23 protein-coding genes, 2 tRNA genes, 1 rRNA gene and 2 pseudogenes are annotated in these 26000 nt (G+C 50.2%); 11 read left to right on the top strand and 17 right to left on the bottom strand.

The window, feature by feature from the left end; all coding sequences use genetic code 11:
* Positions 1-116 precede the first annotated feature (116 nt).
* Both fadE and D8682_RS10815 read left to right on the top strand, forming a co-directional pair.
* Complete coding sequence (gene fadE, locus D8682_RS10810) at positions 117-2561, top strand: acyl-CoA dehydrogenase FadE (RefSeq protein WP_121814252.1); 2445 nt, start codon at positions 117-119, stop codon at positions 2559-2561.
* Positions 2562-2670: 109 nt separating this feature from the next.
* Positions 2671-3438, top strand: coding sequence for an amidohydrolase (locus D8682_RS10815; protein ID WP_064549306.1), 768 nt, complete (start codon positions 2671-2673; stop codon positions 3436-3438).
* A gap of 2 nt (positions 3439-3440) precedes the next feature.
* Here the strand turns inward: D8682_RS10815 and uraH are convergent, their stop codons facing one another.
* The 6 genes and pseudogenes from uraH to D8682_RS10840 form a co-directional block, all read right to left on the bottom strand.
* A complete protein-coding gene (uraH, locus tag D8682_RS10820) occupies positions 3441-3776 on the bottom strand; it encodes a hydroxyisourate hydrolase (protein WP_121814253.1) in 336 nt (111 codons plus the stop codon).
* Positions 3773-4291 carry a 2-oxo-4-hydroxy-4-carboxy-5-ureidoimidazoline decarboxylase gene (uraD, locus tag D8682_RS27200; RefSeq protein WP_238392853.1) on the bottom strand — a complete coding sequence of 173 codons (519 nt, stop codon included), beginning with the start codon at positions 4289-4291 and terminating at the stop codon, positions 3773-3775. Before uraD ends, uraH begins: the two co-directional genes overlap by 4 nt.
* Positions 4274-5527 (bottom strand): annotated as a pseudogene (hpxK, locus tag D8682_RS10825) (allantoate amidohydrolase); the annotation flags it as partial. The pseudogene hpxK and the gene uraD, both read right to left, overlap by 18 nt.
* On the bottom strand, positions 5527-6768 hold the full coding sequence (locus D8682_RS10830) for an alanine--glyoxylate aminotransferase family protein (RefSeq protein ID WP_064549310.1): 1242 nt from the start codon (positions 6766-6768) through the stop codon (positions 5527-5529). The pseudogene hpxK and the gene D8682_RS10830, both read right to left, overlap by 1 nt.
* A 138-nt stretch (positions 6769-6906) precedes the next feature.
* The gene (locus tag D8682_RS10835; protein ID WP_121813607.1) at positions 6907-7893 is read right to left on the bottom strand and encodes an IS110 family transposase; all 987 of its coding nucleotides are present in this window, start codon (positions 7891-7893) and stop codon (positions 6907-6909) included.
* A 359-nt stretch (positions 7894-8252) separates the two neighbouring features.
* A complete protein-coding gene (locus D8682_RS10840; RefSeq protein WP_121815682.1) occupies positions 8253-9092 on the bottom strand; it encodes a MurR/RpiR family transcriptional regulator in 840 nt (279 codons plus the stop codon).
* Positions 9093-9207: 115 nt separating this feature from the next.
* Between D8682_RS10840 and D8682_RS10845 the strand changes: the two genes are divergently transcribed.
* The 4 genes from D8682_RS10845 to hpxZ are packed head-to-tail and all read left to right on the top strand — an operon-like array spanning position 9208 to position 12763.
* The gene (locus tag D8682_RS10845) at positions 9208-10794 is read left to right on the top strand and encodes a gamma-glutamyltransferase family protein (RefSeq protein ID WP_121814254.1); all 1587 of its coding nucleotides are present in this window, start codon (positions 9208-9210) and stop codon (positions 10792-10794) included.
* A 10-nt stretch (positions 10795-10804) separates the two neighbouring features.
* Positions 10805-10993, top strand: a complete 189-nt coding sequence (gene hpxX, locus D8682_RS10850; RefSeq protein ID WP_121814255.1) for an oxalurate catabolism protein HpxX — start codon at positions 10805-10807, stop codon at positions 10991-10993.
* The gene (locus tag D8682_RS10855; protein ID WP_121814256.1) at positions 10990-12369 is read left to right on the top strand and encodes an AtzE family amidohydrolase; all 1380 of its coding nucleotides are present in this window, start codon (positions 10990-10992) and stop codon (positions 12367-12369) included. The genes hpxX and D8682_RS10855 overlap by 4 nt, the downstream gene beginning before the upstream one ends.
* A 10-nt stretch (positions 12370-12379) precedes the next feature.
* Positions 12380-12763 (top strand): oxalurate catabolism protein HpxZ, encoded by a 384-nt coding sequence (gene hpxZ, locus D8682_RS10860; RefSeq protein WP_064549318.1) that lies wholly within the window; start codon positions 12380-12382, stop codon positions 12761-12763.
* 41 nt (positions 12764-12804) lie between these two features.
* On the opposite strand, the gene puuE is transcribed toward hpxZ, so the two are convergent.
* Positions 12805-13761, bottom strand: coding sequence for an allantoinase PuuE (gene puuE / locus D8682_RS10865; RefSeq protein WP_121814257.1), 957 nt, complete (start codon positions 13759-13761; stop codon positions 12805-12807).
* 31 nt (positions 13762-13792) lie between these two features.
* Positions 13793-14530, bottom strand: a complete 738-nt coding sequence (gene hpxA, locus D8682_RS10870) for an allantoin racemase (protein ID WP_074388607.1) — start codon at positions 14528-14530, stop codon at positions 13793-13795.
* Positions 14531-14755: 225 nt separating this feature from the next.
* On the opposite strand from hpxA, the gene D8682_RS10875 reads away from it, so the two are divergent.
* On the top strand, positions 14756-16243 hold the full coding sequence (locus D8682_RS10875) for an NCS1 family nucleobase:cation symporter-1 (protein WP_064549321.1): 1488 nt from the start codon (positions 14756-14758) through the stop codon (positions 16241-16243).
* 52 nt (positions 16244-16295) lie between these two features.
* On the opposite strand, the gene D8682_RS10880 is transcribed toward D8682_RS10875, so the two are convergent.
* Positions 16296-16372, bottom strand: a tRNA-Asp gene (locus D8682_RS10880).
* Between the two features lie 133 nt (positions 16373-16505).
* Positions 16506-17237 (bottom strand): DNA polymerase III subunit epsilon, encoded by a 732-nt coding sequence (gene dnaQ, locus D8682_RS10885; protein WP_121814258.1) that lies wholly within the window; start codon positions 17235-17237, stop codon positions 16506-16508.
* Here dnaQ and rnhA point away from each other — a divergent pair.
* Positions 17191-17766, top strand: coding sequence for a ribonuclease HI (gene rnhA, locus D8682_RS10890; RefSeq protein ID WP_162303012.1), 576 nt, complete (start codon positions 17191-17193; stop codon positions 17764-17766). The two genes, dnaQ and rnhA, sit on opposite strands and share 47 nt — an antisense overlap.
* On the opposite strand, the gene D8682_RS10895 is transcribed toward rnhA, so the two are convergent.
* Positions 17714-18481 carry a class I SAM-dependent methyltransferase gene (locus D8682_RS10895; RefSeq protein ID WP_074388609.1) on the bottom strand — a complete coding sequence of 256 codons (768 nt, stop codon included), beginning with the start codon at positions 18479-18481 and terminating at the stop codon, positions 17714-17716. The two genes, rnhA and D8682_RS10895, sit on opposite strands and share 53 nt — an antisense overlap.
* Positions 18482-18517: 36 nt before the next feature.
* Between D8682_RS10895 and gloB the strand changes: the two genes are divergently transcribed.
* Both gloB and mltD read left to right on the top strand, forming a co-directional pair.
* A complete protein-coding gene (gene gloB, locus D8682_RS10900; protein WP_121814259.1) occupies positions 18518-19273 on the top strand; it encodes a hydroxyacylglutathione hydrolase in 756 nt (251 codons plus the stop codon).
* Between the two features lie 70 nt (positions 19274-19343).
* On the top strand, positions 19344-20702 hold the full coding sequence (gene mltD / locus D8682_RS10905; protein WP_121814260.1) for a murein transglycosylase D: 1359 nt from the start codon (positions 19344-19346) through the stop codon (positions 20700-20702).
* A gap of 50 nt (positions 20703-20752) precedes the next feature.
* On the opposite strand, the gene D8682_RS10910 is transcribed toward mltD, so the two are convergent.
* The 3 genes from D8682_RS10910 to D8682_RS10920 all read right to left on the bottom strand — a co-directional run bounded on the left by D8682_RS10910 (position 20753) and on the right by D8682_RS10920 (position 23721).
* A complete protein-coding gene (locus D8682_RS10910) occupies positions 20753-21520 on the bottom strand; it encodes a class I SAM-dependent methyltransferase (protein ID WP_121814261.1) in 768 nt (255 codons plus the stop codon).
* A 71-nt stretch (positions 21521-21591) separates the two neighbouring features.
* Complete coding sequence (locus tag D8682_RS10915) at positions 21592-22395, bottom strand: endonuclease/exonuclease/phosphatase family protein (protein ID WP_064549333.1); 804 nt, start codon at positions 22393-22395, stop codon at positions 21592-21594.
* Between the two features lie 150 nt (positions 22396-22545).
* On the bottom strand, positions 22546-23721 hold the full coding sequence (locus tag D8682_RS10920; protein ID WP_121814262.1) for an MFS transporter: 1176 nt from the start codon (positions 23719-23721) through the stop codon (positions 22546-22548).
* 104 nt (positions 23722-23825) lie between these two features.
* Here D8682_RS10920 and yafC point away from each other — a divergent pair.
* Positions 23826-24736 (top strand): annotated as a pseudogene (gene yafC, locus D8682_RS10925) (DNA-binding transcriptional regulator YafC); the annotation flags it as partial.
* Here yafC and dkgB read toward each other — a convergent pair.
* From dkgB to rrf, 3 genes are all read right to left on the bottom strand, one after another.
* On the bottom strand, positions 24736-25539 hold the full coding sequence (gene dkgB, locus D8682_RS10930) for a 2,5-didehydrogluconate reductase DkgB (RefSeq protein ID WP_121814264.1): 804 nt from the start codon (positions 25537-25539) through the stop codon (positions 24736-24738). The pseudogene yafC and the gene dkgB overlap by 1 nt on opposite strands.
* A gap of 176 nt (positions 25540-25715) precedes the next feature.
* A tRNA-Asp gene (locus D8682_RS10935) sits at positions 25716-25792 on the bottom strand.
* A 60-nt stretch (positions 25793-25852) separates the two neighbouring features.
* Positions 25853-25968, bottom strand: a 5S ribosomal RNA gene (rrf, locus tag D8682_RS10940).
* Between the last annotated feature and the right edge of the window lie 32 nt (positions 25969-26000).

A 26000-nucleotide genomic window follows, 5' to 3' on the forward strand; every position in this document is an offset into this window, starting at 1 on the left:
TAACAATGTGAGCAAGGTTGTAATTATTTTGTGAATATATTGCTAAAAAAAACCACATGAACTAAAACCAATACATCCAAGTGGTCAGACCTCCTACAAGCAAGGGAGTTTCCTATATGTTGATTTTGAGTATTGTTGCAACGGTTGTTCTCCTCGGTGTGCTTTTCTATCACCAGGTCAATTTACTGCTCAGTAGCGCAATTTTGCTGGTGTGGACGGCAGCGCTTGGTTTCGCCGGTATCTGGTCAATCTGGGTGCTCGTTCCGCTGGCGATAATTCTGGTGCCGTTCGTCTTTACACCAATGCGTAAATCTTTAATTTCCGCTCCGGTATTCCGTAGCTTCCGTAAAGTCATGCCGCCAATGTCACGTACCGAAAAAGAGGCTATCGACGCCGGTACAACCTGGTGGGAAGGTGACTTGTTCCGCGGTAAACCAGACTGGGAAAAACTGCATAACTACCCGCAGCCAAAACTGACTGAAGAAGAACAAGCCTTTATCGATGGCCCAGTTGAAGAAGCCTGCCGTCTGGCGAATGACTTCCAAATCACACACGAAATGGCAGATTTACCGCCAGAGTTGTGGGCTTATTTAAAAGAACATCGCTTCTTCGCGATGATCATCAAGAAAGAGTACGGCGGCCTGGAGTTTTCTGCTTACGCGCAATCTCGCGTACTGCAAAAACTGTCTGGTGTTTCCGGCATTCTGGCGATTACCGTAGGTGTGCCTAACTCATTAGGTCCAGGCGAACTGCTGCAACATTACGGTACTGAAGAACAGAAAGATCATTACCTGCCACGCCTGGCTCGTGGGCAAGAAATCCCTTGCTTTGCATTAACCAGCCCAGAAGCCGGTTCTGATGCAGGCGCGATTCCTGATACCGGCGTGGTTTGCATGGGCGAATGGCAAGGTCAGCAAGTTCTCGGCATGCGTCTGACCTGGAACAAGCGCTACATCACGCTGGCACCTATTGCCACTGTTCTGGGGCTGGCATTTAAATTGTCGGATCCGGACCATTTGCTGGGCGATGAAGAAGAACCAGGCATTACCTGTGCGTTAATTCCAACTCACACTCCGGGAGTGGAAATTGGTAAACGCCACTTCCCGCTCAATGTGCCATTCCAGAACGGTCCAACTCGCGGTAAAGACATTTTCGTACCGATTGATTACATCATCGGTGGTCCGAAAATGGCCGGTCAGGGCTGGCGTATGCTGGTGGAATGTCTGTCCGTTGGCCGCGGTATTACACTGCCTTCCAACTCTACCGGTGGTTTGAAATCTGTGGCGATGGCAACGGGTGCTTATGCTCATATCCGCCGTCAGTTCAGAATCTCTATCGGCAAAATGGAAGGGATTGAAGAGCCACTGGCACGTATCGCGGGTAACGCGTATGTGATGGATGCAGCCGCTTCACTGGTGACCTACGGCATCATGCTTGGCGAAAAACCAGCGGTTCTGTCTGCCATCGTGAAGTATCACTGTACCCATCGTGGCCAACGCGCCATTTTGGATGCGATGGATATTGTCGGCGGTAAAGGCATTATGCTGGGCAATTCTAACTTTGTGGCACGAGCTTATCAGGGCGCACCTATCGCCATTACCGTGGAAGGTGCAAACATCCTGACTCGCAGCATGATTATCTTCGGCCAGGGTGCTATTCGTTGCCATCCGTATGTTCTGGATGAAATGACGGCGGCGCAAAACAATGACGTTAACGCGTTCGATAAGTTGTTGTTCAAACATATCGGCCACGTCGGCAGTAACAAAATGCGCAGCCTGTGGCTGGGTCTGACCAACGGCCTGACCAGCGCCACACCGACTAACGATTCAACCAAACGCTACTATCAGTATATGAACCGGCTGAGTGCCAACCTGGCGTTGCTGTCGGATGTATCGATGGCCGTATTAGGCGGTAGCCTGAAGCGCCGTGAACGTATCTCGGCTCGTCTGGGTGATATTCTGAGCCAGCTGTACCTCGCTTCTTCAGTACTGAAACGTTATGACGACGAAGGCCGTAACGAAGCGGATCTGCCGCTGGTTCACTGGGGCGTTCAGGATGCGTTGTATCAGGCAGAACAGGCGATTGACGATCTGCTGCGTAACTTCCCGAATGCGTTCGTGGCTGGCATGTTGCGTGTGGTTATCTTCCCACTTGGCCGCCGTTACGATGCACCATCGGACAAGCTGGATCATAAACTGGCGAAGATCATGCAGATCCCATCAGCGACACGTTCACGCATTGGTCGCGGTCAGTATCTGACGCCAAGCGAGTTCAACCCGGCAGGTCTGCTGGAAGAAGCACTGATGGACGTAATGGCTGCCGAGCCAATCCATCTGCGCATCTGCAAAGAAACCGGGCATAACCTGCCATTCACTCGCCTGGATGAACAAGCGAAACAGTGGCTGGCGGAAGGCAAAATCAACGCAGACGAAGCGGCGATCCTTACCAAAGCCGAAGCAAGCCGTCTGCGCAGTATTAATGTCGATGAGTTCGAACCGGAGGAGCTGGCAACCATGCCAGTAAAGGTGCCGGAAAAGCATCGTAAGATTGAAGCCGCATAACACTCGATAGTTTAAAAAACCCCGTTCGCGGGGTTTTTTATTGCCCAACAAAAGGCAGTTAACTCATGCTAAAGTGAATGAAAGACTGTTTATCATGAGGCTTCCGATTGTGTCTGGTTTGAAAATTACCGTTCTGCAACAACCGCTAGTCTGGATGGATGGCGCAGCCAACTTACGTCAGTTCGATGTGCTGTTAGATGGCATTCATGGCCGTGACCTGATTGTCTTGCCGGAAATGTTCACCACCGGTTTTGCCATGGAAGCCGCCACTCAGTCGCTCGCCGAAGAGGAAGTGATTGACTGGATGCAGTTTAAAGCCCAGCAAACGCAGGCGATGATTGCCGGAAGCGCAGCGCTGCAAACTGAACGCGGACCGGTGAACCGTTTTCTTCTTGTTCAGCCGGACGGCAAAGTCCATTTCTACGATAAACGTCATTTATTCCGCATGGCGGATGAGCATCATCATTATCAGGCGGGTGAAGAGCGCGTTGTGGTCGAATGGCGTGGCTGGCGTATTTTGCCGCAGGTCTGTTATGACTTGCGTTTCCCGGTATGGTCACGCAATCGCAACGATTATGACTTAGCCCTGTATGTCGCAAACTGGCCAGCACCGCGTTCGCTGCACTGGCAAAGTTTGCTGATCGCTCGTGCGATTGAAAACCAGGCGTATGTTGCTGGCTGTAACCGTGTCGGCACTGATGGAAACGGGCATCATTACCGTGGCGACAGCAAAATTATTAACCCGCAAGGCGACATTCTGGCAAATGGTGAAGCCCATAAAGCGATGCGCCTGGATGCCGATTTGTCGCTGATTGCCTTGCAGGAATACCGTGAGAAATTCCCTGCCTGGCAGGATGCCGATCCGTTTATCCTCTAGTATTAGCTTCCCCGATACGTCGACCACGACCACGGGGAAATCAAAAATGGCAGGTGATAATGCCCGCCATTTTGCGTAATCACGAAATCGATTTGCGCGGAGGGATACAACGTTTCTCTGTTCGTCGCCGCAAAATACTGGCCGATTTCTGCAGTCAGACGATAGCGCCCTGCCGCTAATGGCGATTGAGTGAAACCCTTCAAACGCCCATCAACATCCGTAACACCCTGAGCGATAATTACCCAGGTTTCTGCGTCCTGTTGTTCCAGGCGAATCACCACATTGACCGCCGGTTTTCCCAACGCAGTATCCAGAATATGCGTACTCAATTGGCTCATTGTGCAAACACTCCTTCCAGACGCAACAAGGTGATTTGGCGTAGTTGTTCCAGAGCTTCCACTTCTTCTTCCACGGCGGAGTTTTTCAGGCGGCGGTAGAGTTCACCCAGAATTTCTTCACCGCAGCGCCCCTTGGCGCGAATCAAAAACACGCGCCCAAACCGCGCTTCGTATTCGGCATTTCCCTGCGCCAGAGCCACAATTAACGCACTCTTTTGCCCATCAACAGCGGATTGTTCATTTTTTGAAAGCGCCGCTTCTTTGCTGTTGCCTTGCGCCTTTTCGCCAATCCGTGGATGGGCGCTCAGCGCCTGATTCAGCTCAGTTGTTCCCCAGTCATCGGTCAATTGCGCAGCATAATGCTGTAACACGTCGATGGCTGAAAATGGCCGCGCAGCCACTAAATGCTCAGCCCACGCGGCTATCGCAACGCATGGCGTGATAAGGCTAAGCGCTTCATGCTCTGGCGCTTCGTTAAATTCTGCCAAAGCATTTTTCGCAGCCAGCGCGATCACCGTTTGCGTATAAGCCTGCACTGCCTGCATCACATCCGCTTCCATCACCGACTCAGCCGGATGGTGGCTGATCCCGCGGTCACAACGCACAAACAACATGCCTGAAGGCCAGCATTCAGCAACCGCAATGGCATCATGCCCTGCCCCACTTGGTAGCGACAAACTGCGGCCTTGCACCGTAGTAATTGCGGAACTTAGCTGCTGCTGTAAATGAACATCACATGGCGTCGCCGGAATCGAATAATAGGTTTCAGCACTGAACGCAACTTCACGCGAGGCGGCGATTTTATCGGCCTCGTTTAAGAGATTTTCCAGCAACGCTTCGAGGTCAGAATCTCGCGGGCTGCGGATATCCAGAGTGAGTTGAACTTCACCGGGGATGACATTCGCCGCACCGGGTAAACATTGTAGCGACCCGATAGTGGCGACAATGTCTGGGGCATAAGCGCGCGCTGCACTTTCAACGAAGGTCATCCAGGCCACCGCCGCCGCAAGCGCATCTTTACGAATCACCATTGGCACCGTGCCTGCATGCCCTGCTTCACCCGTGAAGCGGCACTTTAAACGACGAGCGCCGTTGATGGCTGTTACCACGCCAAGTGCCAGGTTTTCACGCTCCAGCACCGGCCCCTGCTCAATGTGTAACTCAAGATAAGCGCTGAATTCTTCCGGGCGACGTGCCGCACTGTGAATCCGCGACGGATCAATACCTGCATTCACTAACGCCTGAGCAACACTGATTCCCGCGGCATCTTCACAGGCTAGCCAATTATCCGGCCATGTTCCGGTAATCCCACGGCTCCCCAACAACGTGATACCAAAACGCGTCCCTTCTTCATCAGCAAAGCCGACGATTTCAATCGCCTGCTCAAGCTGGAGATCGTGCTGATACAAGAAGGCGACAACTTCAAGTGCGTTTAACACCCCTAACATGCCATCGTAACGCCCAGCATTGCGCACGGTATCCAGATGTGACCCTAGCAAAATCGCCTGAGCACCTTCTCTTGCACCTTCGTAGCGCCCGCAAATATTCCCTACCGCATCCTGCCAGGTGGTCATTCCGACCTGTTCCATCCAACTGGCGACCAAATGGTTGGCACGTAAATGTTCGGTTGAAAGGTAGACACGTGTTAACTGGCCCGGGGTTTCGCTAATTTGCGCCAGCTCATCTGCTCGCTGCATGACGCGTTTCGCGGCCAGACTTGCCTGTGCGGCATTCATCGCAAGTTTTACCATCAGCGATTTTCCTGAGAATAGACATCCCACGCCGCCTGCATTGCAGCCCCTTGCGTCGTTTTAAAACCGAGGCGATTCAAGACGGCTTCAAGCGCGGTCAACGTTTGCAGCACGCAATCTTTACGCGCGTTATAACCCATGGTGCCAATGCGCCAGATTTTGCCTTGTAGCGGGCCAAATGAGGTGCCGATTTCGATATGGAAATCATCCAGCAGCATTTTGCGCACTTCTTCGCCGTGGACGACAGATGGGATCACCACGCCCAGTACGTTATTCATTTTATGTTGCAGATCGCCGAAGGTTTCCAGACCCATGCCCTGAATCCCGGCCACCAGCGCACGTCCGTGCAACTCGTGGCGAGCGATGCCCACATCCAGACCTTCTTCAAGAATAATGCGCGCGCATTCACGTGCGGCGAACAGCATGCTGGTGGCTTCAGTATGGTGGTTGAGACGTTCCGGTCCCCAGTAATCCATCACCATGCCGAGATCGAAATAATTCGAGTAGATCATTTCGTCATCGCCATCCTGATGCGCAGAGGTGCGGATCCCTTCTTCGATACATTTACGGCGGCGAATCACTTGTTCCATTTGCGGGCTGAGAGTGATGGGAGAACTACCAGATGGGCCGCCAAGGCATTTTTGCAACCCCGCCGAAACGGCATCTAATCCCCATGCGTCGGTTTCCAGCGCGTTGCCGCCAAACGAAGCGGTCGCATCGGTATAGAACAACACGCCGTGGCGGCGGCAGATTTCGCCCAGTTCAGCCAATGGCTGCAACATAGTCGTAGAAGTGTCGCCCTGAACGGTCAGCAGTAAACGGGGTTTAACACTTTTGATAGCATCTTCGATTTGGTCAGGCGTAAACACTTCGCCCCACGGCACTTCGATGGTGTGAACTTCAGCGCGGCAGCGGCGGGCAATTTCACATAGCAGATGACCAAAACGCCCAAACACCGGCACCAGCACTTTGTCACCAGGCCGAATAGCCGAAAGTAGAATTGCTTCAATGCCGGAACGGGAAGTGCCGTCTACCAGCATCGTCCAGCGGTTTTGGGTACGGAAAAGCTCGCGATACAGCACCATCACTTCATTCATATAGCCGGTCATGACCGGGTCATATTGCCCAATTAACTGGCTCGCCATGGCGCGTAATACACGCGGATCGGCATTAATGGGTCCCGGCCCCATCAATAAACGATGAGGTGGATTAATTTGTGTGAAGTGCTGAATATCGAACATGGCATTTCCTTTTATTCTGCGCGAAACAAAAGATTCTTAATGAAAATATTCTGCAACTAATGTGCCACCAATTTTTGTGAAAGACAAAAGAAGAAAAGAGACAGATGACATACCTCTTCGTAGCTACCGTCTTGGACGTCAAGCGGTAGCTGCATAATTTTCATCCCATGGTAATCGGGTTTTCAGTACGCCGAAGCACATATGTACCAGCTTACGCATCACTGCACCCAGCGCCGCTTTTTTCGCCTTACCTTTCGCTACCAGCCTTTCATATATCGCCTTCGCGGGTTTATTCCACCGGATTGCACTCAGGGCTGCTACATACAGTTTGGCTCTGACTATTGAGGGGCCTGTTTTTGACATATGTGCCCGCCCGCGTACCGAACTGCCGGACACTCTCTCCACCGGTGTTATTCCCAGATACGCTGCCACCTGCGAGGCACTTTTGAACGTCCCGTCTTTCAGTAGTGCCAGCATCTCCCGTCCCACCTGCTCCTTCACACATTTTATCGATTTCAGCAGCTCCAGATCGGCCTTCAGTCCCGGGTCGTTATCTGTGTGGTCAGTAATGAGCTTTTCTATCCGTTCCAGTTCATCACTCAGCCAGCCGTGTGTCCGCTCCAGTGAGCCTATGACCTCCCGTGGTGTCGAGGTTGAATGCGCTTTTTCAAGCCGGTTGGCCGTCCTCTGCACATCCTCTTTCAGCGCGTCGCGCTGACGCAACAACGCCCTGAGTTTACGGACTTCAACTGACGGTGGGACCCAGGCATCGGGATGCTTCAGCTCGCCATAACAGGCCAGCACAAATGCGTCCACTGTGTCATTTTTCGTGAGGATATCCATTCCGCAGGCAAACTCACGGACACGGTATGGATTGGCCATGCAGACAGAAATCCCCGCATCATGAAGCCCATACGCCAGATTCTCATGGTAGATACCCGTGGCTTCCATCACGACTGTCATATTATCAGAGGCGCATTTTTGGGCCTCCAGCCAGTCGATGATTTTGCGGGCCACACAGGGTTCATTGGTGAAGACTTTCTGCTTTTTCTTACCCTTAATACCGGCAACAAGCAGACAGACATCTATTTTATTTTTGCTGATATCAGCACCGAGAAAAGCCATATTTCATCTCCTTCCACGTGAACCAACACGCCATTCCAGCCTTGTACATGCGAAGTCAGAGCTTCTGGTTACCGTTCGGATTTTGAGTGGCGTGAAAGGTGAAACGGAGGGCTTAAGCTACGTCGGAAGATCGAGGTCTTCAGGTCGGATACAAGCTTCCTCCGTTTCATGTAACCGGTAGCTAACCAGCTACCGGTTCAAGATACAAGGTCGGATAAGCAGCAGCGTCATCCGACAAAAGCGGCGAAAATGGTGGATGACGCTGCCGCTTATTCACCCTACAAAAACCCGTTCACTGACTCTTCATCTCTGAACCAGAATGGTTCCCATGATGCGTGCAAACGCACCACTAAAGTGCATTACCGTTGTTCCAGTTCATCAAACTCAGAATACAACTCAGCAATATGATGAATACGCTGGCGACCGGTGGTTAGCGCCTCGTGGAGTACCGCATTAGACAACAAGTTCACCAGGCTCATCGCGCTGCTATAGCTATCAAAAGCTGAAACGCTATCAAGCGGTGCTGCAAAGTGCCAGCGGCAGAATGGCGTAAGACCTGAGCCTTGCGCTTCGCTCATTACCAGCAACGGTATCTGGCGCTTATGCAGGTTTGCCAGCAATGGCTTGATAATTCTCGGCCTTCTGCGAAACGCGATAGCAATAACGCAATCCTGCTCACTGATATCCACCACTTCTTCTGCCAGCGTCTGGCCCGGTTGTGGCAGTAACCAGACATCGTTGCGAGTCTGCAATAACTGTTGGCGCAAATGCGTCGCCACTGGCCATGAATTCCTTAAGCCAATGATGAAAATACGTTTTGAGGTATTAATCGCACTCACGACATCGGTAAATTGCTGCGTATCCAGCAGGCTAACCCACTGCGTCAGGTTGGCCATTTCTTGCTTATAATGTCGTGCTAATAAGGTGTTTCCCTGCACTGCATCGCGGTTTTCTGTCAGCGGCATTCCGCTCTGGCGCAAGGTACGTAACTCTTCACGCATATCTTTGTAACGGTCATAGCCCAAACGCTTAAATAAACGGCTAACCGTGGCTTTTGATACGCCAGAAAGGCGAGCAAGTTCCGCGCTGTTGTAGCTAATCAGGTCGTCAAAATGATCGAAAATAAATGTGGCAACACGTTGTTCTTGCGGAGAAAGCTGCTCATATGTCGCTCTTAAACGCTCATCTAATTGTTTCATTATGACCTCTGTAACTTTTGTTTCACTCGAGCCTGGCACAGTGAAATCAACCGCGTCAACCTGGAACATCTTTTGCTTAAAGATAACCCCGTCTTCCATTCTGAGAGATAACACGATGATGCAAAGCAATATGGCACCTTCCGGCATGGCGGTGACTCCGCACCATTTGGCCAGTGAATCCGCATTATCCGTGCTACGTCACGGGGGGGACGCCATCGAAGCGATGGTCGCGGCGGCGGCAACTATCGCCGTAGTTTATCCGCATATGAATGGTATTGGCGGGGATGGCTTTTGGTTGATCGTGCCGCCAGAAGGCGAACCGATTGCCATTGATGCCAGCGGTGCAGCAGGTTCGCTTGCCTCACTGGAGTTTTACGCCGGTGAAAACGCAATCCCACATCGTGGCCCAAAAGCGGCATTAACCGTACCTGGCACGCTAAGTGGTTGGGACGAAGCGCTAAAAATTGCCGGGCAACTCGGTGGCGGGCAATTACCTCTCTCGCGTTTATTGGCTGACGCCATCCGCTATGCGGCAGATGGTATTCCGGTGACCCAATCTCAGGCGCTCGCCACACACAGTAAATATGACGAACTGGTTAACATCACCGGTTTTGCCGAAACCTTTCTGGAACGAGGCGAAATCCCACGCGCGGGCAGCCGGTTTACTCAACCACGGCTGGCCGAAACGCTGACACGCCTGACCGTTGAAGGGCTTGATAGCTTTTATCGCGGGCCATTAGCCACACTGCTTGCCGAAGAACTCGCTGATTTAGGGATGCCGATTAACTTACAGGACCTCGCCGCCCAGCGTGCAAAACGCCGTATTCCGCTGCATCTGCACCACCAGCAGGGTGAGGTTTATAATATGACACCGCCAACGCAGGGCCTGGTTTCACTGGCGATTCTGGGGATCACCGACCATTTAGAGATGGCGCAAGCCAACGAAACCCAAACGGTTCACCGTATCGTCGAGGCCACTAAAAAAGCCTTCGCCCTGCGCGACAAATACATCACCGATCCTCGTCATATCACGACATCAATCCAAAGCCTGTTAGATCCCGCGCCACTTGCGGCGCTGGCCGCAGAAATTGATGACGGTAAAGCCGCAAACTGGGGAACCGGAAAAGGCCCTGGCGACACTGTCTGGATGGGCGTGATTGATAGCAGCGGCCTGGCCGTTTCGTTTATTCAAAGCATTTATCACGAGTTCGGAAGCGGCGTGGTTCTGCCAAAAAGCGGTGTGCTGTGGCAAAACCGTGGCGCAGCCTTCAGCCTCAACCCCGATAGCCTGTTAAGTCTTGCGCCCGGTAAACAGCCGTTTCACACCCTGAATCCGGCAGCGGCCCGCCTGGCTGATGGACGGACGATGGTGTATGGCTCGATGGGCGGCGACGGGCAACCGCAAACCCAGGCAGCCATTTTTACCCGCCATGTGATTCAGGGTATGCCGTTACAGGAAGCCGTTAGCGCCCCGCGCTGGTTACTGGGCAGAACCTGGGGGCAAGCCTCAGACAGCCTGAAATTAGAAGCCAGATTTAGCCAAGAGACTTTCGACACCCTGCGCCAGTTAGGGCATGAAGTTGAGTCTCTGCCAGATTTTAGTGAAGCCGTCGGCCATGCGGGTGCAATTGTGCGCTATACCAATGGCATGCTTGAAGGGGCTTACGACCCGCGCAGCAACGGCAGCGCGGCAGGATTTTAAGGAGGTAAAAATGACATTAAATTCTATCGACTGGCCCGCATACATCAAAGTCATGGAACAACTTCTCAACGTTCCACTCGATGAAGCACGCCGTAAAGAACTTGAAATACAACTGGCTCGCATGGAGACCCTGGCAGAACCGTTAATGGATTTTCCGCTACCGCAACGCCAGGAAGTCGCCGGAGTCTATAAATTATGAGCGAACTTTCCATTCGCGATATTCAGCAAGGATTAGCCAGCGGCGAGTTTTCAGCTCAGGAATTGGCCCGGCTTACACTGGAAAAAATCACACAGGCTAATCCCGAGATTAATGCTTTTACCGAAGTGACCGCGCAGCGTCTGCTACAAGAAGCCGAAGCCATTGATCAACAGTGCGCACGTGGTGAAACACTGCCGCCATTAGCGGGTGTGCCTTATGCGGTAAAAAATCTGTTTGATATTAAAGGGGTGACGACGCTGGCTGGCGCAGAACTGTTTAGCTCGCAACCCCCGGCAAATAGCGATGCATTTGCCATCAAACAACTGACTACTGCCGGAGCCATGCTTTCAGGCGCACTGAATATGGATGCCTACGCTTACGGTTTCACCACCGAAAATAGCTATTACGGCGCGACCCGCAACCCACATGATCTGGCACGAATTGCCGGAGGATCATCCGGCGGTTCTGCGGCTGCCGTCGCGGCTGGCATGGTGAACTTTACGTTGGGTACCGATACTAACGGATCGATTCGCGTGCCAGCTTCGCTGTGTGGTGTGCTCGGGCTAAAACCGACATTTGGGCGGCTTTCACGCAGCGGCAGCCAGCCGTTTGTTGCCAGCCTCGATCATATTGGCCCGCTGGCGCGCAACGTCGACGATCTGGCTCGCGTGTACGATGCCCTTCAGGGCGCGGATCCAAGCGATCACTTTCAGTCCATACGCAGCATCGATCTGACCAGTGAAAAACTGCAACCGGCTGGAAGTTTGCGTTGCGCGGTTCTGGGCGGTTTTTTTGATGACTGGTGTGACGCCGACGCCAAAGCGGCGGTGGCTCAGGTCGCTCACTCTCTTGCGGCGCTCGAGTCTATTTCAATGCCGGAAGCTGAATTAGCACGCTCGGCGGCATTTTTGCTCTCGGCAGCCGAAGGGGGAAATCATTACTTGCCCGCATTGCGCGAGCACGCTGAACAGTTTGAGCTGAATTCCCGCGAGCGCCTTTTGGCTGGCGCCATGACGCCATCAGCCTGGTACACACAGGCACAAAGGTTTCGGGCATGGTTCCGTGATAAAACACTGCCGCTTTTCAAGCAATACGATCTGCTCATCGCACCCGCGACACCTTGCAGCGCCACGCTAATAGGCCAGCAAACAATGCGTATCAACGGGGCAGACCTTCCCGTCAAAGCCAGTATGGGAATGCTGACACAACCCATTTCCTTCCTCGGCCTGCCGGTTGTGACGGTGCCATTAGCCACTGCCCATGGCAGCCCAATTGGTGTGCAACTCATTGCCGCGCCCTGGCGAGAAGATATCTGCCTGAGAGCCGCCCATCAGCTTGAAATAAAGGGTATGCTGATGGGAAAACCCACCAGGTAAGGTAAATACTATGATGCGTGACAATATTGATCGTCCTGCCATCGTCAATGAGGTAAGCGCTGCGTTTTACCGCTACGAACAGGCGTTAATTAGCAACGATGTCGCCGTATTAGATGAATTATTTTGGTCCGATCCCCGCACCGTTCGCTACGGTGCCAGTGAAAATCTGTATGGAATCGACGAGATCAGAGCGTTCAGGAATACCCGCTCTACTCAGGGGTTAGAGCGGCTGTTGCAAAATACCACCATCACAACTTACGGTGATGACATGGCGGTGGCCAGCACTGAATTTACTCGCGAAGGCAGTGACAAAATTGGCCGCCAGATGCAGACCTGGGTCAAGTTCCCCTATGGCTGGCGGATAGTCGCCGCACACGTCAGTATCATGAGCTAAGCTGTGGGCGGGTAAACTCGTGTTACCCGCAGCCACTCAAATCAGCCTTTAAACGGATGCGTCTTCACCCAATGCTCGGCAATATCCTGACGGCGGCAAATCCACACATCATCATGCTGCTGCAGATAATCCAGAAAACGTTGTAACGCCCTGAATCGCCCCGGACGCCCCAGTAAACGGCAGTGCATGCCGATAGACATCATTTTCGGCGCGGTTTCCCCTTCCTCGTACAACACATCAAAGCTGTCTTTCAGATAGGTATAAAACTGCTCGGCGGTATTAAAACCTTGCGCGGTGGCAAAGCGCATATCGTTGGCATCCAGGGTATATGGCACCACCAGATGCGGCTTGATGGAACCGTCGCTACAGGTCACTTCACTCCAGAATGGCAAGTCGTCGCCGTAATAATCGCTGTCGTAAAGGAAGCTGCCGTTTTCCGCCACCAGCCTGCGCGTGTTCGGGCTATCGCGGCCGGTATACCAACCCTGCGGCTTGCTGCCGAACAAATCCTCCAGGATTTCGATCGCCTGGTGCATATGCTGGCGTTCAGTCGCTTCATCGAGATTTTGATAGTGGATCCAGCGCCAGCCGTGGCTCACCACGTCGTAATCCGCCGCTTTAATCGCGGCGACGATTTCAGGATTTCGCGTCAGCGCCATTGCGACGCCGAAAATACTCATCGTCAGGCCGCGTTTTTGAAACTCATTGTGGATACGCCAGAAACCCGCGCGGGAACCATATTCGTACAGTGAATCCATCGACATATGGCGGTCGGGGAAGCTGGCGGCACCGATAATATCGGAGAGGAATTGTTCAGATCCGGCATCGCCATGCAGAACATGGTTCTCACCGCCTTCTTCAAAATTCAGCACAAACTGCACGGCGACTCGGGCGTTATTCGGCCATTGCGCATGAGGTGGTTTACCCGCATAACCTTTCATGTCACGCGGATAGTTCTCGGTAAAGTGATAGCGCTTATTTTTCGCTACTTCATTCATGGTTCGGTTCCTTATGAGCCGAGCCAGAACATCAACTCAGCATGTCAAAACAGCCTGATAACGGCTTTTTATTCGGATACGCGAGATCACCGTGTTTGCTGGTTCCAAGTCCAAGTGCGATGAGGGATTCCACCATTTTCACCGCAGCGGTGACGCCATCAATAACAGGAACACCCAATTCGGCCGTTAGCTCACGGGCAAGATTTGCCATCCCCCCGCAGCCAAGCACAATCGCCCCGCTGTTATCTTCTTTTATGGCCTGGATACAACGCTCGCGTACCTTCATCTGAGCAAGACCCGTGCCATCTTCTAATGCCAGAACCGGCAAATCGATGGCGTGCAGCGCGGCACAATGATGCTCAAACCCATACTGCCGAAGTAAATGACGGGCAATAATCACCGTTCGCGGCAAAGTGGTGACAATAGAAAAGCGCGTGGCAACCATTGTGGCGGTATGCATCGCAGCTTCGGCAATACCTATTACCGGCCCAGTTGCCAGTTCACGCGCGGCCAGCAAACCGGGGTCACCAAAACAGGCAATCACATGGCCGCTGACTCCCTGCTCTTTACCGCGTTTGATTTGCTCAAGAACTCCGATAGCAGCAATCGTTTCATCAAAATGTCCTTCTATCGATTCCACACCCTGTGAGGAGCAGACAGCAATAATCTCGCTGGTGTTTGCGGCTACGCTGCGAGCCGCTTCGGCGATAGTGTGGGTCATCGCCACATTGGTGTTGGGATTGACTACCTGAATCAAATGTTTCTTCACGTTCACTCCTTTTGGTTCCGTTAGCCCAGTGATTAGCACCACTTCTGGGCAAAAAATTAAACATCTGCACCATGAAAAGGCGCGTCATTCCTGGATGCTCTTCATTTTCTGCTTTCGTAGTCCGCGGTTTGCGTCTTGCTGCTAAAAAATCAAACCTGGCCTGGTTCCTGCAACAAAGGTTTCAGACAATCCGTCAGCATCTGTTTTTATTAGGGAGCAGATATCATGCCAGGTATTAAACACAACACGACAGCCATGAACGATAACGCCGGTTATAGCCCACGTTTATGCAATGAAGATTTGGCGCCGACGCGCAACCAGACATGGTCCTGGTACAATATTTTTTCTTTCTGGATGTCCGATGTCCACAGTATGGGCGGCTACGTGGTCGCCGCCAGCTTCTTCACCTTGGGGCTGGCGAGCTGGCAAGTTTTGCTTTGCCTGTTAGTCGGGATTTGCATCGTTCAGCTTTGTGCGAACCTGGTGGCCAAACCAAGCCAAATGGCTGGTGTACCTTACGCAGTGATTTGCCGTCAGGCATTTGGCGTGTTCGGAGCCAATATTCCGGCGGTAATTCGTGGGTTAATCGCCTTCGCCTGGTACGGCATACAAACCTGGCTGGCAGCCAACGCCCTGATGCTGGTTATGCTGAAATTCTGGCCATCACTGGCACCCATGACCACCGGGCACTTCCTCGGGCTTTCACATCTCGGCTGGATTTGTTTCGGCATTATGTGGGTGCTGCAGGCGATGGTGTTCTGGCACGGTATGAACGCGATTAAGCGCTTTATTGATATCGCCGGGCCTGCGGTTTACATCGTGATGATGGCTTTGGCTGGCTGGATTTTGTATCAGACAGGCTTTGATGGCATTTCATTTACGCTTGCCAGCAAACAACTGACTTCTGGTGAGCAAGCGTGGCAGATGTTGACTGCAATCGCTCTGGTGGTTTCGTACTTCTCCGGTCCACTGCTGAACTTCGGTGACTTCTCGCGTTACGGCAAGAGTATGAAAGAGATCCGCCGTGGTAACCGTTGGGGGCTACCATTTAACTTCTTACTGTTCTCTATTGTTACCGTGATCATTGTCTCCGGGACACAATCGCTGTTCGGCAAAATGATTACCGACCCTATCGAAACCGTCAGCCACGTTGGTAACAGCCTAGCAATGGCAATTGGTTTGCTGACCATGATCACCGCCACCATTGGTATTAATATCGTGGCGAATTTCGTGTCACCGGCTTTCGATTTCTCTAACTGCTCACCACAGAAAATCAGCTTCCGTACCGGTGGCATGATTGCGGCAGTAGGCTCAGTACTGCTGACCCCGTGGAATTTGTTCCAGTCGCCAGAACTTATTCACTACACGCTCGATGTGCTGGGATCGTTCATTGGACCGCTGTTCGGCATTTTGTTAACTGATTTCTATATCATTAAACGCAGCAAAATTTATGTCGAGGATCTGTTTGATGACACATCAAAAGGGCGTTACTGGTACAAAAGTGGCTTCAATCCCAAAGCGATTCTGGCACTACTGCCCTCAGTCGCCGTTTGCCTGACCATCAGCTTTATTCCATCGCTGCATGAAGTAGCTAACTTTAGCTGGTTTATCGGTGCATTCCTGAGTGCAGGTTGTTACCGCTGGCTGGCACGTGCGGAAATAGAGAGTGAAGTGGCGGGATATAACGGACAGGTTGTTGCTTCAAAAGATTAGGCTTCAGAAACGACGAAAGCCTGAATCATTTCTGATTCAGGCTTTCTGATTGTGGCGGAACGGACGGGACTCGAACCCGCGACCCCCTGCGTGACAGGCAGGTATTCTAACCGACTGAACTACCGCTCCGCGTTTGTTCCCCGTCGGGAACGAGGCAGATATTACGTATTGCACTCATGAGCGTCAATGTTTTTTCTTATAAATCTAATCGCTTGCCGCTATTTTCACCCAAACGGTTATTTTTAATCCATCAGTGCTGTTTTTACATGCGCCACAGACAACTTCCACCCTTCTTTTCTACCAAATCAAGTCTCGACTCATGTGCTTCCAATTCTGCATCGCTGGCCCGAATGATGCGTACGCCCGAACTATGGCGGACAACACGCTGAATACCGTTGTCTCCACTACGCTGTTGAACATCCCCTTCCATAGCAAACTTCAGAGAGGTTTGCCCACCGGTCATCATTAAATAGACATCAGACAGGATTTGGGCATCGAGCAATGCGCCGTGCAGCGTTCGTTTACTGTTGTCTATTTCGTAGCGTGAGCAAAGAGCATCGAGGCTGTTACGCTTGCCAGGGAACATCTTACGTGCGAGTGCAAGGCTGTCCGTGATTTTGCAGAAAGTATTGGTTTTTGGGATATCGCGCTTGAGCTTACTGAACTCGTAGTCCATAAACCCGATATCAAACGATGCGTTATGGATAACCAGTTCTGCACCGCGGATGTAATCCATAAACGAATCAGCAACCTGGTCAAAGGTTGGTTTATCTGCCAGAAACTCATCGGCAATTCCATGGACACCAAATGCTTCCGGGTCCACCAGCCGGTCTGGCTTTAAGTAGACATGGAAGTTATTGCCTGTCAGGCGGCGGTTGATCACTTCAACCGCACCGATTTCAATAATGCGGTGCCCTTCGTAGTGAGCACCGATTTGGTTCATACCGGTGGTTTCAGTATCGAGAACGATCTGTCGTGTAATTGCTGTGCTCATGGCGCTCGTTTATGTCAGACTTGGTTTTTTAATCACAGGAAGTCTACCAGAGATGCGTAAACAGGTAGAAATTTTCACCGATGGCTCTTGCCTCGGTAACCCAGGGCCAGGTGGATACGGCGCCATTCTACGGTACAAACAACACGAAAAAATTTTTAGTGTCGGTTATCGTTTGACGACGAATAATCGCATGGAAATGATGGCCGCTATTGTTGCTCTTGAGGCGTTAATCGAGCCTTGTGACATTGTGCTCAGCACCGACAGTCAGTATGTTCGCCAGGGAATTACCCAATGGATCCATAACTGGAAAAAGCGCGGCTGGAAAACTGCCGATAAAAAACCAGTGAAAAATGTCGACCTATGGCAGCGTCTTGATGCGGCTTTGAGCGAGCACAAAATCAGTTGGGAATGGGTGAAAGGGCATGCCGGCCACCCTGAAAACGAACGCTGCGATGAACTGGCACGCGTTGCCGCTTCTAATCCAACTCTTGAGGATGTTGGTTATCAACCAGAGGTGACGAAACTTTAGTCGTTTTCCGAAACTGCCTGGTAGCGCCAACTGCCGAGCGGATTTGCGTTTTCGCTTTTCGGCTTTTCATTGGGTTAAGCGTAAGTGGCAAGGTCCTCTTACGCGCCACTATGACATGCATGCAGCCCAGCGCTGGCAAGTGAGTACTCAGCATTTTTCCGCCTTGTTTACTCCAGGGTAAAACCTGGAAACTTCGCTGGTGCATGACTTCAAAATTCAGCAATGCCAACCAATCGAAAATCCTCATCGGCGTAAACATTCGGCAATGATACGGCGTGCGCTTGCGCATAAATGGCACTGTTTTGCCCAAACCTAACAAACTCATCGGGTTGAAGCTGCTCAGAATTAACCATCCGTCATCAATTAATATCCGATCGGCTTCACGCAGTAATCCGTGAGGATCCTGGCACCAGGGCAATGTATGGGCCAACATACAAGCATCTACAGATTTCGCCGCAAAGGGTAAATGAAGTGGATCGGCATTAACCTGAAGCCTGTCGCCCTGAAGGGCGACATTAACCTGATGTGAAATAGCGCAAGCTTCAGTGTTAATTTCAGCGCTTAGGTTGCCTATCTTCAATAGATGGAAACCAAACATTTTAGCAAGCCAGGGCTGGAGTTGAGTTTCCAGTGCCTCACGGTAGTACTCGCCCCACGGGAGTTCTCCCCAATGATGCGGTGAAATGAAATTTTCAGGTATCCTTGCCGGTTTCATCACTACCTTCTTAGCGCAATTCAAAGAGGTCGAATTATGAATCTTAACAGTATTTCCGCATTCCAGGATAACTACATCTGGGTTCTGAATGATGAGCAGGGTAAATGTATCATTGTGGACCCTGGTGAGGCTCAACCGGTGCTAAAAGCGATTGAAGAGAATCACTGGCAGCCAGAAGCCATTTTACTGACACACCATCACAACGATCATGTAGGTGGTGTAAAAGAACTTCTCAAAAAGTACCCAGGCCTTGTGGTATATGGGCCCGAAGAGACACAAGATAAGGGAACGAACCGGGTAGTCAGAGAGGGCGATAAGGTCAATATTTTGAAGTGTGAATTTAGCGTTATTGCTACACCCGGTCACACTTTAGGACATATCTGTTTCTATAGTAAACCTTATCTTTTTTGCGGCGACACGATGTTTTCCGGGGGGTGCGGCAGACTTTTTGAAGGTACCGCCGAGAATATGTATGATTCTTTTCAAAAGCTTAACAAACTCCCTGCTGATACGTTAATTTGTTGTGCACATGAGTACACGCTTTCAAATATGAAATTTTCCTTATCTATCTTGCCTGACGATGATGAGTTAAACCGTTATTGTCGAAAAGTTAAGGAGTTACGCGCAAAAAACCACTCAACCTTACCCAGTTCCCTGGCAATTGAGCGTAATATAAATTTATTTTTAAAAACAAATGACCTTGATTTAAAAGAAAAAATTTTCAAAGAAACAAACTTGCAACAACCACAGCAAATATTTGCCTGGTTACGGACAAAGAAAGACTCTTTCTGAATTTTCTGGTTGTGTTGTTGGAAAGCTGAAGGTATTCTTGCTCGTCTTTTAAGCAACTATTGACACACACATGAAGGCAAAAGCGATATTACTCGCCTCTGTCCTGCTTGTGGGGTGCCAGGCGTCAAAGTATGACGGCAACATCCAACAGCACGCACAGAGTCTGTCTGCAGCTGGTCAAGGTGAAGCAGGTAAGTACACAAGTACGCGATGGATGGACGATGGGACATATCTCGCAGATAACCAAAACTTGTGGAACTTCATTGGCGACGAGCTAAAGATGGGGATACCGGAAAATACCCGGATCCGCGAACAGAAACAGAAGTACCTTAAGAATAAGAGCTATCTCCACGATGTAACATTACGGGCAGAGCCGTATATGTACTGGATTGCCGGGCAAGTTAAGAAACGCAACATGCCAATGGAACTAGTACTGCTACCCATAGTGGAGAGCGCTTTTGACCCCCACGCTACATCATCTGCGAATGCCGCTGGCATCTGGCAGATTGTACCGAGCACGGGTCGAAATTATGGTTTAAAACAGACCAAAGCATACGATGCACGTCGTGATGTAGTGGCTTCAACCACTGCTGCACTCGATATGATGCAACGTCTGAACAAGATGTTTGACGGCGACTGGTTGTTAACCGTGGCGGCGTACAACAGCGGCGAAGGTCGTGTACTGAAGGCAATGAAAGCGAATAAAGCGCGTGGCTTGCCCACAGATTTTTGGTCGCTTTCACTGCCACGGGAAACCAAGATTTACGTACCTAAAATGCTGGCTTTGAGTGATATTCTCAAGAACAGCCAAAAGTACGGTGTACGCCTGCCGACCACTGACGAAAGCCGTGCATTAGCACGTGTAGAAGTGAGTGATCCGGTTGAGCTTACGCAGGTTGCCGAAATGGCCGGGATATCATTAAGTACGCTGAAAACGTTCAACGCTGGGGTTAAAACTTCGACGATAGGCAAAAATCAGCGTTATGTAATGGTACCTAAAAAGCATGCTGATAAGCTTAAAGCCTCTTTGGCTGCAGGTGAAATTGCAGCAGTGCAACCTACGTTAGTCGCTGATAACAGAGCTAATGCAGGCAGCAACAAATCTTATCGTGTTCGTTCAGGGGATACCTTATCGAGCATTGCTACACGCTTAGGCGTGAGCTCTAAAGATTTGCAAAGCTGGAACGGCATCAGCGGCGCACATATCAAAGTTGGTCAAACACTTAGCGTCAAAAAAGGCGATGAGCGTTTAGCGAAAAACGATAGCATCACTTACAAGGTTCGTAAGGGTGATTCATTGTCGAGTATTGCAAAACGTCACGGCGTGAACATTAAAGATGTATTGCGCTGGAACGATGATACTGACGATCTGAAACCTGGCGATCAGCTAACACTGTACGTTGGCAACAACTCTACACCTGATACGTGATTGTTAATCAAAGAAAAAGGCACCTTTTAGGTGCCTTTTTTATTTATCACTTACACTCGTTTAGCTTCAAGCATGATAATGTCGCTTGTGAACGAACCGTCCGTTTGCAATTCAAAGTAGCGCCGCACTTCATCAGATGCACTTTGCTGATACATCCGAATAGCGTCAGCCAGCGTTGCAGGTGTTCTCATCCGCGCAATCCAGCTTGAGAACTCCAGATTCAAGCGGTCGCACAACAGATTTTGTGAGCTCAGCCCTGCGTCATTAAACAGACTCAACCATTCGCCACTAGAATAATTACGCACGTGAGAGGTATCGCGTAATGCTTCTACCGTTTGCAACCAGATGTCTAACACAGGGTGTCCCGGAGACATCACATCCATGAAAATGACAACACCGCCAGGTTTCAATACGCGCCTTACTTCACGCAACGCTTTACCGACATCATGCCAGTGGTGGGCTGAATAACGGCTTATCACAACATCAAATGAGCAATCATCGAAAGGTAAGACTTCAGCGTAACCCTGCTGAGTTTCAACATTATTGATCCCACGAGTTTTAGTCGCTTCATTCACCACAGCCAGCATTTGCTCTGAGAGATCATAAGCAACAACTTCCCTCACGTGCGCTGCCGCAATAAAGCTCGCGTGCCCGGCCCCACATCCCATATCGAGTAATCGAGCCTGTGGAAATGCCACCAGGCGTTCACTGAGGCGTTCGAGATCACGACCAGAAGCATGAACCGCACTGGTCAGATAGGCACTAGCCTGTGAGCCAAATTGCTGATCGACTTTGTCATGGTGAGATTGTGTTGTCATTGTCTTGTCCTTGCAGTTGATGATAAGAAAGGGCAGCACATAGGTCTGCCCGATGGCAGACCTGACTAACCTTACTTCAGCTCAGGTTTGCCGGGACGGAATTCGACTAGTAGAGGGTTATGGTCAGATGCGCGAGTCACCAGAACAGAGGCTTCTGTGACGTTCAAACCACGGTAAAACACGAAATCGAGTGGGCGCCCAAATGCACGACGGCGATGATCATCAGTGAAGCGCACTTCGCGTAATGTCATTTCACGAGCGAAGCGGTAAAGCGCATTCATACGTGGGCGGCTCCAGGCATTGAAATCCCCTGCCATGATAACTGGGCCGTTATGGTGACCAATTTGGTCGCCAATTGGACCAAGTTGTTTGCTGTACACATCCACGCCGAGACTAAAGTTCACAGCATGAATATTAACGACCATCAACAGCCGCCCATCAGGTAATGGATAAACTGTCACTAATGCGGATTTAGATAGACGTAAAATCGGTTCTCTTTCGCGTAATGGACAGCAATAAACAGGATGTGCCGCAGATAACGTCATGACGCCTGAAGGATGTTGAGGCAATACAAAAGCCGGTACCTGGTCTGCCGCCAGATAATTACTGGTGGCAAATCTAACCAGTTCAGGCGTAGTTTGCGCTTCTTGCAATAAAACCAGGTGGGCATCTTTCCCGAAATTTTGCAGCACTGAAAGCCATTCTGCGCGCTGTTGCTTGAAGATGTTCCATACCAATACTTTTAATGATGCCTCACTCGGCAGGGGTTCTCCGGGCGGCAATGCCTGACCTATAGTCGCAAATGAGCCTGGAGGCAGAATGCGTTCTGCTGGCTGACCGGCAACATATCTCATGGCATAAGTATTTTTGCGCACGTTTTTACTAATGACTCCTGTAACCAAAGAAGCCTCCACATCGAAGGCTGTCTTTCAGTTATAGGGACTTTAGAGTCGAGTTTCAACGACCAATTCAAACCATTGCTGAACAAGACCGTAAGTAATTGCTAACAATCTGGCTCGCGTAGGTTAACCGATAGCAATTTCACGGCGTGTATCAAGCCGACCACTGAAGTTAATTAACAGTAATGCACCAGCGACAATAACCGCCCCGATCCATGGGGTTTGCTCCAAACCAAAGCTTTGCACTGTTTGTCCGCCAATAATCGATCCTAATGCTATCCCAATATTAAATGCGGCAATATTCAGTCCAGAGGCAACATCTACCGCATTTGGGGTATATTCCTCTGCTTTCTGCACTACGTAGACCTGCAAACCAGGCACATTTCCGAAGGCAAAAACCCCCATAATCAGCACTGTGACTAACGATCCAACATGTGAACTCGCGGTAAATTGAAACACTAAAAGTAATACGGCAAGTGAAGCAAAAATAAACTTTAATGCCGGTACTGCACCATGGCGATCTGCAAGTTTACCTCCCCAGATATTGCCAATCGCAACAGAAACGCCGTAGCCCAATAAAATCCAACTTACTGCCGCCGGTGAATAACCTGCAAGGTCTTGCATCATCGGAGCCAGGAAGGTGAATGCGGTAAACACACCGCCATAGCCCAGCGCAGTGATCGCATAAATGATCAGCAAGCGAGGATGGGTCATCACTTTTAATTGATCTTTAAGGCTAGCGACTGCTCGCATCGGGATATCTTTAGGAACCAGAATAGTGCTGCTAATTAAGGCAATAACTCCGATAACAGATACCGCAAGGAAGGTTTCACGCCAGCCGAAATGCTGGCCGATATACGTCCCAAGTGGAACACCTGTCACCAGGGCAACTGTTAAACCACCAAACATAATCGCTATCGCTGAGGCAGCTTTCTCCTTTGGTACGAGGCTTGTTGCAATCGTGGAGCCAATTGAAAAGAACACTCCATGTGTCAAACCCGTCAGCAGACGAGCAACAACCAATGTTTCATAGTTTGGTGACAGCCAGGCTAACAAATTGCCTGCAGTGAAAAGTGCCATTAAACCTACCAACAGCTGTTTGCGTGGGAGTTTTCCTGTCAGAGCAGTTAATACCGGTGCTCCGACGGCAACACCCAATGCGTAAATTGAAACCAGTAACCCAGCAGAAGGTAGTGAAATTGAAAGTTGATCGGCAATTGTTGGCACCAACCCAACAATAACGAATTCGGTAGTACCGATAGCAAATGCACTGATAGTCAGTGCCCATAGTGCCAGTGGCATGATTTACTCCATAGCAGGTGTCTTTTGATGGCACGCAGTATGGCAAGGTGGTTAAATAACAAAAATATGCAAAATCTCAATACAATTTTGTCTCAGGAGCAATAATGAAAGCCACCTCTGAAGAACTGGCAATTTTTGTCGCCGTTGTGGAAAACGGAAGTTTCAGTCGTGCGGCAGTGCAACTCGAACAAGCAAATTCAGCTGTGAGTCGTTCGGTAAAGAAACTAGAGATGAAGTTGGGTGTGACACTTCTTAATCGTACAACGCGCCAGTTGAGCTTGACTGAGGAAGGTGAGCGCTATTTCCGTCGCGTACAGCAGATCTTGCAAGATATGACCACCGCAGAAAATGAGTTAATGGAAACCAGACAAAGCCCGCGTGGTTTACTGCGTATCGATGCTGCCACACCAGTAATGCTACATCTTTTAATGCCGTTGATTAAACCGTTCCGTGAACGTTACCCGGATGTGACACTTTCTCTCATTTCATCAGAAACATTCATAAATCTGATTGAGCGCAAAGTAGATGTTGCTATACGCGCAGGTACTTTGACTGACTCAACTCTACGAGCCAGACCGCTTTTTACCAGCCGCCGTAAAATTATCGCATCACCAGAATATTTAGCGCAGCATGGCTTACCACAATGTGCAGAAGATCTTCAGGATCATATTTGCCTGGGTTTTTCTGAGACGGAGAGTTTGAATAAATGGCCTGTCGCACAGTCTGATGGGTTACGGTATGACATAACACCAGGAATAACCTCAAACAGTGGTGAGACTCTCAAGCAACTTTGCCTGAATGGGAATGGGATAGCCTGCCTTTCTGACTATATGATTAACAGGGAAATTGCTGAGGGGAAGTTTGTCGAATTACTGGCGGATAAGTTACTGCCGGTAGAGATGCCATTTAGCGCGGTGTATTACAGTGATCGGGCCGTGAGTAGTCGGATACGAGCGTTCATTGATTTTCTGAGTGAACATGTTCAACAGCCCCCGCAGGGGCTGTAATGGGTAATCAATCCCACTCAGGAGCCAAACCTTCTGGGCTAACCAGCCGGTCATTGCAATCCAGAGCAGCAATAGTAGTCATATCTTCAGTATCGAGAAGCACAGCCTGTGCTTGTAAATTACTTTGCAAATTCTCGCGCTTAGTCGAAGAAGGAATGACTGCGTAACCCAACTGCATTGCCCACGCTAAAATAACCTGGGCCGGAGTCGCATTATGTTTCAGTGCAATCTGGCTAATCACTTCGTCTTTCAGAGCCTTGCCATAGGCAAGCGTCATATATGACGTTATATGAATCCCCTGCACTTGTGCCCATCCAACTACCTTGCGATTCTGTAAGTAAGGTGAAAGCTCAATCTGGTTAGTTGCAATATTTTCAGCCCCAACGGTATCAATAGCCTTCTGCATCAGATCAATATTGAAGTTAGAAACACCAATATGGCGAGTCAAGCCTTCACTTTTTGCTTCCAACAATGCCTGCATGAATTCTTCTACCGAAACAGCATTATTCGGTGAAGGCCAGTGAATAAGTGTCATATCAACGTATGGCGTACGCAGTTTACGCAAACTTTCCTTCAGACTTGGAATTAATTGGTCTTTTCCAAGATTCTCAATCCAAATTTTGGTGGTGAGAAACAGTTCATCACGCCCCACTCCACTTTCTTCAATCGCCTGGCCGACTGCAGCTTCATTGTCATAGATTTGAGCTGTATCTACGGCACGGTATCCCAGTTCAAGAGCAGTTTTTACCGATGCGATAACAACGTCGTCTTTTAAGCGAAAAGTACCTAAACCAAATGCAGGAATTGTCATTTTTTACCTCGTTGGGGGATATATATTTGTTATACGAGGATTATGGAGGTGATTACTTTGCTAAAAAAGAGATCCAAATGCAGAAGATATTTGCGAAATTAACAATAATAAGAAAATTTCCAGTGAATTTTAGACGGCAAAAAGCCCTGAGTCTAAAAGACTCAGGGCTTAATAAGTGGCGGAACGGACGGGACTCGAACCCGCGACCCCCTGCGTGACAGGCAGGTATTCTAACCGACTGAACTACCGCTCCACCGAATTTCTTTACTACCACCAGATGTCACAGTCTGGCTTTTACTGCTTTGAATTTGGAGCCTGGCAGTTCCCTACTCTCGCATGGGGAGACCCCACACTACCATCGGCGCTACGGCGTTTCACTTCTGAGTTCGGCATGGGGTCAGGTGGGACCACCGCGCTAGTGCCGCCAGGCAAATTCTGTTTTGTTAACCGTTGCGTTATCC

Source organism: Buttiauxella sp. 3AFRM03 (assembly GCF_003675305.1).
GTDB lineage: Bacteria > Pseudomonadota > Gammaproteobacteria > Enterobacterales > Enterobacteriaceae > Buttiauxella > Buttiauxella ferragutiae.